This window comes from Sphingobacterium spiritivorum ATCC 33861, assembly GCF_000143765.1.
GTDB classification, from domain to species: domain Bacteria; phylum Bacteroidota; class Bacteroidia; order Sphingobacteriales; family Sphingobacteriaceae; genus Sphingobacterium; species Sphingobacterium spiritivorum.
Window position 1 is genome coordinate 1,557,197 of sequence record NZ_GL379770.1, and the last position, 13,537, is coordinate 1,570,733.

A 13,537-nucleotide genomic window follows, 5' to 3' on the forward strand; every position below is an offset into this window, starting at 1 on the left:
TTATGAATAGCGTTTCCTATCATTTTATCCGTACCCATATAACAGATCATGTGTTTTACCTCACGCTGGCGCGTCCCGGCAAACGCAATGCCTTCACGCCAACTATGGTCAATGAGATACGGCATGCTTTGCAGGAAGCAAATACGGACACAGCGGTACGTGTTGTCGTTATAAAAGCTGAGGGACCGGTATTCTGTGCGGGAATGGATCTCAAAGCATTTGAAAATCCGGAGGCCGACACCTTAAATCCGGATATTACGAATACAGATATCTCTCTGGGAGCAGTCATCGCCGAACTCAACAAACCTTCTGTCTGCATTATTGAGGGTGATGTCTATGCCGGAGGTTTTCTTATCTTTCTGGAATGTACATATGTTTTTGCGAAGCAAAGTGTACGGTTCGCTCTGCCGGAAGTACGCATCGGCATATTTCCGTTTCAGGTACTGGCTTCTTTGCTGAAACATCTGCCGGATGCTAAAGCCATGGATCTCTGCATACGAGGCACTTCTTTTACAGCCTCACAGGCACATGAACTTGGATTAGTTACAGATTTTGTGGAAAATGAAGATGATCATAAGATCAAAATGCTGATTGCCGATCTGATAATGGGTGCTCCCTTAGCTATCCGGAAAGGTTTTGAAGCACTGAAACAAATAAAGGAACTGGCAGCTACAGATCGCTATGCTTATCTTTTAAAAGTATTGCATGAACTGAAAGACTCTGAAGATGCGAAAGAAGGACTTGCTGCTCAGCGTGATAAACGTCCGCCGGAATGGAAAAATCGTTAATCTTTTGTGTGATGAAAATAGAAAAGGGATATTCAAATACTGAATATCCCTCATATAACTGCTAATATGTATATACCGGTTAGTAGGTCAGTCTGTGAATACCGTTAATCGTTCCACCTTCAACTTTCAAACCTTGTGTAGCTGTGTTTGTCGCTGTATCAAAGATGTAGACATAGCTGTCTCCGGTATCTAATGTCAAACCTACATACGCTTTAGTACCGTCTTCAGAAAGTGCACCATAGTTGCTGGAAGTCGTACCTGAGATGTTAACCGGAGCGCCTGTAACCCAGGTAACCGTTTGTGCATATACATCTGCAATCGCAAATTTAACGCCTACAGTAGATTTGGATTGCGCATAAGATTGCACCAGGAATTTGCCTTTACCTATGTAACGCGCTGAATTGATTTTAAAACCATTTGTTTTTTGTTCAAAATTAAAGAAATAGCTTTTGTCAAATTCTGTCGTTCCTTTTTTGATACGAACGATAGCCGACGGATTTTTTGATACAATGTTTTCTCCGATTTTTACAGTAGCTCCCGAAAAACCATATGCATCTCCCTGTTCGTCTACAAATAATCCGTTTTTGAAGTACCCTCCCAGATAACTGGTACGGTTATCCTTGATTACTTTTTCGACTTTCAGATCAGGGAAAGATAATACAGCAACCCAGGTACTGTCCGGGTAAGCTGTTCCGAAGGTGTCTCCACAGCATCCTTTTATACTCATATAAGGAGCCAGTAATTTATCTCCGAACTGGGTAGCCCATGTAAAGTGGGCACGTTCGCCATTACCCGCTAACTTGACAATATTGATTTCCTTATCTGCCTTGATACCCGGATTGACGGCATCAATACGGTAGACAAGTGAATTTTCGTTTCCGGAACGGGGAACTTTGAATAAGACAAGTTCATTATTCATCGGTGCAAATACCTGAACAGTCTCCGTAACAAAATTGGAAACTTTTACAAGTTTGCCATCTGCATTTAAGGCATATGAAGTAACAGCACCCGGATTACCCTGTCCGTACAGCATACTGAAGAATTTATTTTGGTTGACGACATAGTATCTCCATGTTCCGTCCTGTTCGATACCATTTCCTTTGGTCGTGATAGAGCCTTTGGTCAGGTCATCAGTTGTCAGCAGATAATCTGCAGTTCCTGCTTCTGCACTTGTAGGGTGAGCTGCAATAACATATTTTACTTTATTTCCTTCACCCGGGGTAATGGTTGTGTCGATATTCCTTTTGTCTTTGGAACAGGCATTAAAACCTATTAGGGCAGTAGCTGAAAGTAAAGTTAGACTTTTAAATGTTCTGATCATGAGTATGTAATTTTAGTTGTTAATATTATTTTGAGTTGTAAAAAAAATCTAGTTAGATATAAAGTAGCGTGCTTTCAGGAAGAATCCTCTTGATGGTTTCGGCAATCTGAAATTGTCAAATAACTGCGCATTAGTTATGTTTTTGCATTCCAGGCCAATATTGTAACGGCCATTGTTAAAGCTGTATACGGCATTGATGTCATGCCCAAACTGTGTATCAATGTCCAGTTTTTCTGATCCCTGACTTGGCCAGTATAGATACATGCTGTGCACATAGAGCAGGTTGTAACCTATACTCAGATTGTTACCTTTTTTACCCAGATCCGAAAGGAAGACTGTTGCATCAAAATTGCCATACAGATAAGGGATATTAGGCATCCGGTCATTATAGACTATACTTACATTTGCATTGTCATTTTCGTATTTGGTTTTATTCCTGAAATCGTGATAAGACATATTTGCTCCTGCTGTAAAGAATTTTTTATAGGAATAGCGGATCTCAGCATCTATACCTTTATTGGTTACGCTGGCTCTGTTTTCCATAATCGTCTTTACCATGTTTATATTAAATTTTTCACGGATAAAATCTTTAGAATCTCTGTACAGAAGTGCCAGGTCCACTGCAAAGCGGTGATCCTGATTGATCGAGAACATGTAATTCACACCCAGATTATAATTGTCACTGGATTCCGGTTTCAGATCCAGATTACTGGCTTTCAGAATTTCATCCCCGAATACCTCTTCCGCTTCCGGCATACGTTTCGCATTCTCGAACGAAGCTTTTAATTGCAGGGAAGGACTGAGAAAATAAGTGCCTGCTATTCCGTATCCGATTTTGTTATAATTCGTTTGCTGGTGATTGTATGCAACATCGCCGTAGTTTCCAGACGGATTATAGCTGGAGCTGTATTTAAGTCGCTGGAAGTAATTTTTGAAAAAACCTGTTACATTCCATTTGCCATCATGATTGTACCGGTAAGCTAAGCCAGTAATGTTTTTGCTTGATTTTCGGGGAAGATCATAGGCGATGTTTTCAGGATACAGCTCGTCTGAGCCTTTTCTGTTAAAAGTAGAATAGGTATTGTTCAGTACGATAGCATTTCGCTCATTGATATCATAGGAAAACGTTGCCGCGGCCAGGCCTGTATTATTTCTGTACTTGTAGAGACTTCGGCTTTGCTCACCTCCCAGACCCGAATAATATTTAGGCGTACCATACCAATCGTACCTCACATAAGTTGTATCAATGTTCTGTTCGTGCCCCAGGTTAATATTCGCATTCACACTTGCTGTCAATCCTTTAATGAACAGGTCTCTTTTCTGGTATCTCAAAGTGGGTGTAATAATGTCTCCCTTGCGGTACCAGGATCCGAATACAGATTCGATACGCGCACCGGTCTGCATTTCTTTATAACTCTTACCTAATTGTATTCCTACTAATAGTCGGTCTGCATAGGGTTTGTCCACGACTCCGGTCTGAAGAATAATCGCTTCATTGTGGTAGGTGTCGTGAAAGCGTTTGACATTTTGAGGACCATCAGGAACGGATATTCTGTAGTTATTGTCGGAATAATTCTGGTAAGCATTTAACTGCAGCGTATAACCGGATTTTGAAGTCAGACCTGCATTTATAGTAGTTCGGTGTGTATTAAATGATCCGTAAGAATAGGATGCATCTACATAATTCTTTTTAGAACTTCCGGTGACAATATTAATCGCGCCTCCCATAGCATCAGCGCCTAGCCATACAGGTACGACACCCCGGTATACTTCTACACGTTCGGCCAGATTGATCGGAATATTATTGAGCTGAAAGGAAGATCCGAAGCCCTCCATCGGAATACCATCGATAAATATCTTGATCTGTTTACCCGAATAACCATTAATAGACAGATTCATATCTGATCCCACACCTCCGGTTTCCCGGACTCTGACACCTGAGACTCTATCCAGAGCATGACCAATATCAAGCGTGGTGTTGTGAAGTTTTGTAGCATCTAATGCAGTGACATTGTAGGCTTGTTTGTTGACTTCTTCTACTTTAGTCCGGCCTAATACCATCACTTCCTCAATTTGTTCTGTAGAGCGGGTAAGTGAAATTGCGGGAAGTGTTTGATTATTTTGTCCGATCTGGATCTCTTCAGTCCATCTGATGTGTCCTATGGCAGATACTATGATTTTATATTTTCCTGAAGGAAGATTTTTAAACCTGAATTTCCCATTTTCATCGGTAATCGCATTTTTGGATAAAGAGGGGATTTTGACGGTCGCACCGGCTAGCGGTATATTCTCACTCAGTATCTGCCCGGTAAGTTCATGCTGCTGAAGGTGAATGGTCCGAAGACCGCTGTTTGGATTGCCGGCTGCATAAAGTGCAGAACCGCATATCATATGCGCAAAAAGAACGGCACTGCATATTTTTTTGCATGGAATATTAGTGAATAAATTAAGAATAGGGTAATTGTGTTGCATGTTGGATTTGTTCAATAGTTCTGAGTTGATGTGATAGTTTTGATTGAATAATATGAGTTGTAAACCTATTTTACCAATCTGTTTTTTGAGCAATACGTATATGTAAAAACCTTTATTTTTATTTAGATTAAATATAAACAGTGCAAATTTAGAAAGAAATAATAAGCAGTCAAGTTTTTTTTAATCTTTTTTGAATAGTTATGTTTTATGCTTTATTTGTGTGTTTAAAGCATGTTTTTCCTGAATACGGTATCTTCTTTGGATTGTAACTTTATAAAAATTTCACAAGTCTTGCTTATTACGTTCACTAAAAAAACTGATAAAACAGGATTCAGAATGAGGCGGGCAGAGGTAATTTGTGTAATCCGATCGTTGAATTTAATATGCAGTAATCCAGATAACATTTTTTTATGATAAGCAGTCGGTGATCACGTTTGTACCTGATAGGATATCTTATAATGATATTCTCTTAAGCTTCGCTTTGTAACATGAGGATACTGAATTCCTGATGCTTAGGATTAGTCTGACCAAGCTCTGCAGTCTTTCAGAAATTAATTTTGATTTTTTATTGACAAAAATGGATTTTATTCTATATTTGCATCATTGTTTATAATCAGTCTAAATAAAAAATATGAAAATTATTACCCAATTATTTTTGATTCTGATTTTACTTGGCGGCAAACAAGTAGCAATGGCTCACGCGATATGGATCGAGAGCAAAGCGTCCGCAAGTAAAAATCAACCCCATGATGTAAAAATATTTTACGGTGAATATGCCAGCGGGGAAAAAGAAAGTACAGATAAATGGTACTCTGACCTCAAAAATCTGGAAGTATGGTTAACGACTCCTGATAACCAACGTGTAAAACTAGATGTGAAAGATGAACAAGGACATCTTGCAACATCATTTGTCCCTGAAAAAGATGGTGTCTACTATATTTCTACTGTACATGCTACAAAAGATTTAGGCGGAACTACTAAATATAACTTTTCTTCGCTGGTACCTGTGCGTGTAGGTAAGTTGGCCATTAGCGCCACTTCTCCTAAGGATCTTCCTTTTTCGGTAGAGAAAATTACTACAAACGGGAAGAATAAATCTGTAATAGAGGTACTTGTCAGCAGTAATGGTAAGGCTGTTAAAGATGCTGAAGTTATTGTGATGTCTGAGACGGGATGGACCAAAACATTCAAAACTAATGAAAACGGTGTGGTCTCTTTCTCCCCGCAGTGGAAAGGTAATTATGTAGTGGAAGCATCACAAATGAATGATGAAGCGGGTCGTTGGCATGATAAAGACTATACCCGTAACTGGCATGGAACGACTACATTTTTCGAACATAAATAAAAATTAAAAGTTGTCCGAAAAGCCGCAATAATACTTTATGAATGCTGGTTTTCTGCCAGGTTGATTTAGTATCGGTCAAAAACTGCATTGCAGAGCCCTTCTGAGACCCGGACTATCCAGGAAAAAATGAATGGTATCACAGCGGAATACAGGCAACACTAAAATAGATTAACGTTTCTCTCTCTTTAATGTTTCAGCGGTTGGTCTCTATGGTCAGCTGCTGATTATTTAAAGGATCTTTGATTTTCCTGATATATGTTTAGCACTAGTTTTTTACTTGTTTTTATAGGTTTTTTCCTCTGGTACAACACCTCCAAAAAAGCCGGATGGAAAAATAAACCCGCATACCTGGCCAAACTGGGATCGAGGCCACAGTTTAGTAAATTCCTATGTGCCGCATTATTCATTATTGCAACAGGATTATTCGTGTATTATTTGGGCTGGATGAGTGGAATTTTTATTGCTATAGTGAGTATCATGACAGCAGGTAGCTTGCTTGTCGCTATTTTCCCGTTTCGCTATCTGAATTATAAGTCGATACTGGCTCTTTATGCGGTATGCCTGTTGTTTGAATTTTTTATTTAATACTATATGCCTGCTAATAAAAAATATTTAACCAAGTCTCCCTGGCTGAGACTTTCAAAAATTCTGGCCGGATTTGCCGGAGGATATGTTGTCATGCTGAGCTTCCACCTGTGCCTCATGTATATATTTCCTCAGGAAAATGTTATTATTACATCTTTTATCACCGGATACATTTTATGGGCTTTCTTATTGCTATGGGCCTTTGTTGCTGAAAATATCTGGAAAGTATGGCTCACTTATATTGTATTAAGCCTGCTCTTCTCTATTCCATACTTACTTAAATAACAACAATGAATATCAGAAGATATAATATCTATTTTCATACACATACCATCAGCGGCATTATTATCTGTGCATTGTTATATGTGATTTTTTTCGCCGGATCATTTACGTTTTTCAGAGAGGAAATTTCTGCCTGGCAAAAGAATTTTTCATACAGTGCTCATAAAGGGATAGTAAAAAAAGATTACAATTTTTTAGTGGATTCCTTATCTACCAGGTATAATTTAACAGGACGGGATTTCTCTTTTTATATCAACCGAAACGATATGGCTACCTATGTGGACATGAGTGTATCGGCAGATACAACCATCAGTAAAAAGAATCCGGAAACAGAAGGAAAAAAGAGGAGGAGAGGCCGGAGAGGAGGCGATGAGGATTCTGCATATTTTACATATGACTTTGCAAAAAAATCTACATCTGATTATGCCAGCTCGTATGATATGGGTGAATTCTTATACAGACTTCATTTTCTGGCACAGCTCAATCAGATCCCGATCAATATAGGAACTCCATTCGGGTATCTTCTGGCAGGCCTGGTGTCCTTTCTCTTTTTATTTGCATTGATTACAGGCTTGTTTCTGCATTGGGATAAGATCAAATCCAATTTTTTCATATTCCGGCCCTGGAGTAAATGGAAAACGGTATGGACAGATATTCATACAGCACTTGGTGTAATTGGTTTTCCTTTCCAGTTTATGTTTGCCGTAACGGGAATAATACTGATTGTCAATTTTGTATTGATCATGCCTTATAGTAAGGTGCTGTATAAAGGAGACACCGAAAAAGTATATCAGGCTTTGCAATATTCGGATGATGCAAAATATGAATACACTTACCAGGCACTGAACAGTAAGTTTGATCTGAATGCCTTCGTAGAAGGAATCAATGAAAGGTGGCCGGGAAGTACGATTAGTCGTATGTATGTGCGAAACTATAATGATGCAAACATGCACATTATTGTCGAGGCTAAACCTGATGCAGATATCAACTTTTCGGGAGCCGGAAAATTAGTATATCGCGTAAAGGATCAAAAGGTATTAAGTGAGAAAACACCTCATCTCGAATCTGGCTACCTCGATCATGTAAAAGCATTGATTTATCATCTTCACTTCGGAGATTACGGAGGTCGCGCATTAAAGATTATCTATTTTGTGCTGGGCGTGATGGGCTGTGTGGTAATTATATCCGGTATTCTGATCTGGCTGGTCGCCAGAGACAAGACCAATGTGCCGGCGCATAAGCGTAAGTTTAACTTTTGGACAGCTAATATATTCCTGGCTTCCTGCCTGACCATGCTTCCTGTCACAGCGTTTACATTTATTGTTTTACGGTTTTTAGATACGCCTACACAAAGTGATATTTACCATTGGTACTTTTATTCCTGGCTGGTACTGGCTGTCTACTTTATCGTCCGCAGAGATATTGCATTGACCAACAGGCAAACGGTCTTTTTATCTATCCTGCTATGTCTGGGTGTTCCGCTGGCAAACGGTATTATGACAGGCAGCTGGCCATGGGCTACATATCTGTCCGGAGCATTTGATATTTTGTTTATAGATTTATTGTTTTTTGTCTTATCTCTGGTTTCACTTTATGTGTACATAAAGATCAGAAAACGAAAATATGCTGCTTAGATAAGGTTTTATATGCATTGACCTCAATGGAAAGATGCAGCTCAACTATTGTCCTACTTGTACAGCTCATTAGGAGCTGTACAAGTAGGACAATTTTTATTTTCAGGTTATCTGTAATCCCTTATTTACGGACTTTGATTATACAGTCGTGCTCTACTTTGAAATTGAGCGAGTTGGCTATAAAGCAATATGTATTGGCTTTGTGATGTAAATCTTTGGCTAGTTCTACTTTATCTTCCTCTGCTATCTCTATCTGCGGACATAAGATTATTCCGGTAAAATAACCACTTCCATCTTCATTTTCCAGCATTGTGCCTTCGGGTTGATCTATATACGTCAGTACGGTAATATTGTGCTGAGTACACAAGTGCAGATACCAGAGCATATGGCAGGACGAAACAGAGGAGAGAAGCAGTTCTTCCGGATTATATCTTTGCGGATCTCCTCTGAAAGCCGGATCAGACGAGGCCTCGATAATGGCTTTGCTTTCAGACCGGATAGAATGGTTGCGGCTGTAGGAGGTATAGCTTTTGGTTCCCTGTCCCGTGTTCCCTGTCCATTCGACCGTTACATTATAATGATGCTGTTTACTCATTTTGATTTTTTATTAGGGATAGCAATTGTGCCGTCTTTATAAAGTTGAATAGCCTGATAGAGTATATCTTTAATGAGAGAGAGCGGCAGATCCTGATCGGAATCTAAAAGCATGATTTTCATTCGGGCTCTTTTTTCAGTTATCAGCAGAGGATGCGTTAGGTGTTTACCTTCAACAATACCAATATAGGGTTGGTCATATGATTTGTGTATCCACAGATAGCAAAACATTTTACCTTTATAACAAAAGAAAGGCATACCATATTTTAGCTCATGTGTTATATCCGGATCCAAAGACAGAATAATATCCCGTAGTGCTAACAGACAGCTTTTATGAGGTTCCTGTAGTGATAAGTAATGATCCGCCAAAGTTTTCATGCTGTCCTTGTATTAAACAGCCTAAAAGTAAGATTTTCTATCGTGCTTTTCGGATATGTCTTTTTTTATTTTTCAGTACCAATCTTCTCAACTGTAAAAAGCCTATAGTTACTTTTCGGTTGGTTTTGAGATAAGGTATGCTCATGACTGCGAGTAAAGATACACATGCTGAGGTGCCAAGTGCACCTCCAAAACCATCGAAAAACCGACTTGTATTCAGAAAAATAAAGGTAAAGATCAGACCGGCAAGTCCTAATCCCAGGTAGCTGGACAACTGACCGGAAGACACCATGCCGATAAATGAGGAGCCAATAAATACGTAAGGTATATTTTTGGTAAGATAAGGGGACAGCAGCTCCGGGAAAAAATATAAGAATCCGGCAACCAGCATCGTCAGTAAGGCGGATGAACGGATTGGCCCTTGCTTCAGGTGGACATGAGTGTAGAATGATAAGAGACTCCCGAAAATACCTACACAGATTAAAACAAAAATTTCCATTAACTAACGAATAAGAAAGATAATCAGATAAGTGATAGACACGCCCAAAAAGGCCAGCGTACCGAGTTTACCTCCGATTCCTGAAAATAAACTTTTGGAAACGACCAGCAGTACGGCTGTACAAATACTCGCAGCAAGGATAAAGGTGAAACCATTGGCAATACCTTCACTGGACATGCCTACAAAAGCTCCGCAATAAATAGCGGCTGGTAGTTGTTGGAGATAAGAAGACCGTTTATTCAGTAGCGGTACAAAGGAACCTGCAGTACCGATAATGCCTGCTGAGAAAACAGTCCCCAGGTGAAAATGGGTATGCAGATAGTAACAGCTTATCGCTCCTACAGGTACGCCTATAGATACGAGGATATGATCATACAGATGCTTATCATGATGAATAGGGACTCTGATGTAGGATATAAGAATAAGAATGGAGATCGCTATAATGAAAACAGATACCCAGGGCGACTGCATATTTTCACGGAATATAGCCAGAAGAAATAACAGCTGAATAATGAACAAGAGTCCTATCAGAAAAAAACGAAGTAAGCGATGATAGCGCATGCCTTAAATTTGCTGTGCAAAATTAAGTAATTACATTTTAAAATGTTAAAAAATCTTAAAATGTCAGGACTGATGTAATTTGCTGTGCTTTCCAGTCGTTATATCAGTACTTTTCATAATTTAGGTTAATAATTGGTTAGAAAGACGCCCAGAGTTCCCCACTTTGGGCGTCTTCTTTTTTAGGATGACACTTTAATGCAGAGCGCAGCAATAAATGTTACAATAAAACTGATGTTTTGAACAAATTTTATTATTAACTTTATATAACCCATTAAAGAGGAGGTTATTATGAACCTGATAAGCAAGATTGAGCACTGGGGAGATGCCCATCATCCCCGCTGGCTAGATGTACTAAGAATCGCATTAGGAATTGTGATCTTTGCAAAAGGAGTTAGTTTTATCATGGATACGGATTCTGTATCCAGACTCATTCAAAAAACGAATTTTCAGTTATCCATATGGTCTGCAGTCCACTACGTAGCATTTGCTCACCTGGTAGGAGGGTTGTTCATTGCTTTAGGACTTTCTACACGGATAGCAGTTGCATTTCAAATTCCCATATTGCTGGGAGCTGTGTTTTTTGTGAATATTACAGACGGATTTAGTTTTCTGAATTCTGAATTCTGGTTTTCTTTGATTGTACTGATATTACTTATCGTATTTTTTATTGTAGGCTCGGGCTCATATTCCCTTGATAATGCAATGAATAAACCCGGATATATCCGTAAAATATAAAAGAGGATCACTTTCCGTGAGATTATATAAAGGCTGTCTTTTTAAGGTGGCCTTTTTTTTGAAATAATATTTATACAAATGAAATTATTTAACCTTTATTTGGTTAAAAATTTTTATTCTAATGGAAGTATTTATATATTTACCCTTTGAGGAATAGGGTGCAAGTTCAATCTTTATCATATAAACACTAATAATAGCTTTCTTTAATAATTTGTATTGCAGGACTCTGTAGGTTCTGTATCTAAATATAGAGTCTGCTTTCTTCAATTACATATTGAATTTAAAAGGACATAACGTTTAAAAATAATTAGCTATGGAAAAATTGGTGGATGAGACAAAAAGTAATTGTTCTTATACTAAAGGAAAAGTAAGAAAAGAACTGGAACACTTATTAAATAAACATGGGATAAAATCATCCCTGTCAAAACAAATGTTTTATGAAAAATGTAAAATAAGAACACTTGTGAAAGGAAGTGCTGTATTTTTTGAAGGAAAGGTCAATAATTCGGAATATGTGTTATTATCAGGAATACTTCACAGATATAACTCCTGTGAAAAAGAAAACGTAGTGACCACAGGTTTTTATATACCTAAAGCTCTTATTACTCCTCATTTCCTCCGCACGAAAAATAATAAAAGCATCTTTGGTCTTCATGCAGTGACGGATGTTGTAATTGCCGAAATTTCATTGAAAGAATATAAGAGATTACGGAAATTATTTAAAGAATTTGAAGCATTTGAAAGACACTATATTCAGGAAGAGATTCTACATATCTCTCATAATAAAGTCTTCCTGCGTTGTTATGATGCGAAAGAAAGACTATTGTTTTTTCGACGTCAGTTTCCGGATCTTGAAAACAGTATTCCTCATAGTCTGATAGCTTCTTATCTTGGCATTACACACGTCTCTCTCAGCAGGCTCAGGGGAGAGATTGCGAAAAGTAAAATTACAGTTGAAGAAAGTAATAACTCCTGAGTATGTGCAAGAGTGGATTTTCAGAGTTAAACTGAAATGTTTTTTGGGATTTAATATTTTGCATATAATAACTTAATAATAATTTAATATATACAGATTTCAGATAGTTTTGTATTGATAACCCGCTAGTTTTTAGTTGTATAGCATATTGTTAAAGGTGTCTTTCGAATGTCACAGCGGTATCATGTATTACTGTTTTTGCTAATAATTTTAGTGTTATATTAGGAATTGGCGCAATAATTGCGTATATTAGTAAAAATAAAAAGAAAGGAATAGTATATGATTAAAAAACAAAAAGTAAAACAAACACAACTTCAAAAGAATCCCTACTTGTATTATGTAACTAACTGGGGTTTTGTAAATCCAACAACAACTGAGACTCCCTCAGAAACTAAGAAGCGTTAACATCCGGTTAATCTTCTCCAATCAACAGAATTAGTAAATTTTTAAAGACGTGCTTTTTACAGAAAAGCATTTTTTTGTTATATACTATTTTTGAGCCTGTCCAAAATACATTGATAATAAGATTGTTTATCATTTTCATTGATGATAACGATCTTTACATCATGTGTTTTCAATAAATCCAGCTTTGCTTTTGATCGTTCGGTATAATGTTCCGGAATATAATAATATATAGTATTACGAATAAAGGAGCTTCGTTTGTAAAATTTACTCCTTGCCCTGTAAGTCAGGAGCCACCACAGATCTGTTTCTACAAAATCCAGCGCAAGGCCGAAAATATGAATATCCGTAGTGAAAAACAGATCAATCCAGGATTGACATGCTAACCTTTTTCCCTTGGATAATTGCCTGATAAAGGATGTATTGTTAACTCTCGGATTACTGTAGTTTGTGCCTGATATGGTGTAATTTCTCATTCCCTGTAATTGTCCGCAATAATGTTCGTATCCGAGATTGATAGAATTTGGACTGTTACATTCTCCATGAATATGCCAGTACGTTTTATTGTGTAGCTGATGCCTGCGGTATACGCTGTAAGTTGTTTCTCTTACGACGCTATTGTTATTAACCGGGATTTGTCCTTCCAAAGTATACTCATAGTTTGTAGTCATAATATGAGCCGCCGGAAGTTGACGAATTTGCTCGTGTATACTGTTTGGATTGATCTGAGTAACACGATTGGCTATGTACGTTTTAAGTTCCTTTTCGTGCTTCATTCCTCCTTTTATTGCTTTTAAAAAGATTTCTTCATAGAGCATTGGAAAAGGCTTATCCGTATCTTCAATATCCTGAATGTGAAACTTTGCTTTAATCTCCTGGAGAAGATCATTCCAGCTTTTTCCAGGTGAAATGTTATTAATATCATTTCCGATCAGTAAAGCATATGTATTTTCTGAGTTTTCCAT

Annotated in this window: 14 protein-coding genes; 7 read left to right on the top strand and 7 right to left on the bottom strand. The window is 38.0% G+C overall.

All coding sequences use genetic code 11. From position 1 onward, the window contains the following. Positions 1-2 precede the first annotated feature (2 nt). Positions 3-788 carry an enoyl-CoA hydratase/isomerase family protein gene (locus tag HMPREF0766_RS06840; RefSeq protein ID WP_002994862.1) on the top strand — a complete coding sequence of 262 codons (786 nt, stop codon included), beginning with the start codon at positions 3-5 and terminating at the stop codon, positions 786-788. A 79-nt stretch (positions 789-867) separates the two neighbouring features. Here HMPREF0766_RS06840 and HMPREF0766_RS06845 read toward each other — a convergent pair whose 3' ends face one another. Together HMPREF0766_RS06845 and HMPREF0766_RS06850 are read right to left on the bottom strand one after the other, a co-directional pair. Further along, the gene (locus HMPREF0766_RS06845) at positions 868-2,109 is read right to left on the bottom strand and encodes a DUF4374 domain-containing protein (RefSeq protein WP_002994865.1); all 1,242 of its coding nucleotides are present in this window, start codon (positions 2,107-2,109) and stop codon (positions 868-870) included. A gap of 48 nt (positions 2,110-2,157) precedes the next feature. Then, positions 2,158-4,581, bottom strand: a complete 2,424-nt coding sequence (locus HMPREF0766_RS06850) for a TonB-dependent receptor (RefSeq protein WP_115388707.1) — start codon at positions 4,579-4,581, stop codon at positions 2,158-2,160. A gap of 631 nt (positions 4,582-5,212) precedes the next feature. On the opposite strand from HMPREF0766_RS06850, the gene HMPREF0766_RS06855 reads away from it, so the two are divergent. From HMPREF0766_RS06855 to HMPREF0766_RS06870, 4 genes are all read left to right on the top strand, one after another. Beyond that, entirely contained in the window at positions 5,213-5,926 is a 714-nt protein-coding gene (locus HMPREF0766_RS06855; protein WP_002994872.1) for a DUF4198 domain-containing protein, read from the top strand. Between the two features lie 255 nt (positions 5,927-6,181). After that, positions 6,182-6,511, top strand: coding sequence for a hypothetical protein (locus HMPREF0766_RS06860; RefSeq protein WP_002994873.1), 330 nt, complete (start codon positions 6,182-6,184; stop codon positions 6,509-6,511). 6 nt (positions 6,512-6,517) lie between these two features. Beyond that, the gene (locus HMPREF0766_RS06865; protein ID WP_002994875.1) at positions 6,518-6,796 is read left to right on the top strand and encodes a hypothetical protein; all 279 of its coding nucleotides are present in this window, start codon (positions 6,518-6,520) and stop codon (positions 6,794-6,796) included. A gap of 5 nt (positions 6,797-6,801) precedes the next feature. Beyond that, positions 6,802-8,427 carry a PepSY-associated TM helix domain-containing protein gene (locus HMPREF0766_RS06870; protein WP_002994876.1) on the top strand — a complete coding sequence of 542 codons (1,626 nt, stop codon included), beginning with the start codon at positions 6,802-6,804 and terminating at the stop codon, positions 8,425-8,427. 121 nt (positions 8,428-8,548) lie between these two features. Here HMPREF0766_RS06870 and HMPREF0766_RS06875 read toward each other — a convergent pair whose 3' ends face one another. The 4 genes from HMPREF0766_RS06875 to HMPREF0766_RS06890 are packed head-to-tail and all read right to left on the bottom strand — an operon-like array spanning position 8,549 to position 10,459. Then, complete coding sequence (locus tag HMPREF0766_RS06875; RefSeq protein WP_002994878.1) at positions 8,549-9,022, bottom strand: OsmC family protein; 474 nt, start codon at positions 9,020-9,022, stop codon at positions 8,549-8,551. Further along, a complete protein-coding gene (locus HMPREF0766_RS06880; RefSeq protein WP_002994880.1) occupies positions 9,019-9,399 on the bottom strand; it encodes a DUF1801 domain-containing protein in 381 nt (126 codons plus the stop codon). Before HMPREF0766_RS06880 ends, HMPREF0766_RS06875 begins: the two co-directional genes overlap by 4 nt. A gap of 37 nt (positions 9,400-9,436) precedes the next feature. After that, positions 9,437-9,898 (bottom strand): hypothetical protein, encoded by a 462-nt coding sequence (locus HMPREF0766_RS06885; protein ID WP_002994882.1) that lies wholly within the window; start codon positions 9,896-9,898, stop codon positions 9,437-9,439. A gap of 3 nt (positions 9,899-9,901) precedes the next feature. After that, entirely contained in the window at positions 9,902-10,459 is a 558-nt protein-coding gene (locus tag HMPREF0766_RS06890; protein WP_002994884.1) for a hypothetical protein, read from the bottom strand. Positions 10,460-10,747: 288 nt separating this feature from the next. On the opposite strand from HMPREF0766_RS06890, the gene HMPREF0766_RS06895 reads away from it, so the two are divergent. Beyond that, positions 10,748-11,194 (top strand): DoxX family protein, encoded by a 447-nt coding sequence (locus tag HMPREF0766_RS06895; RefSeq protein WP_002994887.1) that lies wholly within the window; start codon positions 10,748-10,750, stop codon positions 11,192-11,194. A gap of 313 nt (positions 11,195-11,507) precedes the next feature. Then, positions 11,508-12,170: a Crp/Fnr family transcriptional regulator gene (locus tag HMPREF0766_RS06900; protein ID WP_002994890.1), complete on the top strand. Its 663-nt coding sequence runs from the start codon at positions 11,508-11,510 to the stop codon at positions 12,168-12,170. Between the two features lie 482 nt (positions 12,171-12,652). On the opposite strand, the gene HMPREF0766_RS06905 is transcribed toward HMPREF0766_RS06900, so the two are convergent. After that, on the bottom strand, positions 12,653-13,537 hold the full coding sequence (locus HMPREF0766_RS06905) for an SIR2 family protein (protein WP_236590515.1): 885 nt from the start codon (positions 13,535-13,537) through the stop codon (positions 12,653-12,655).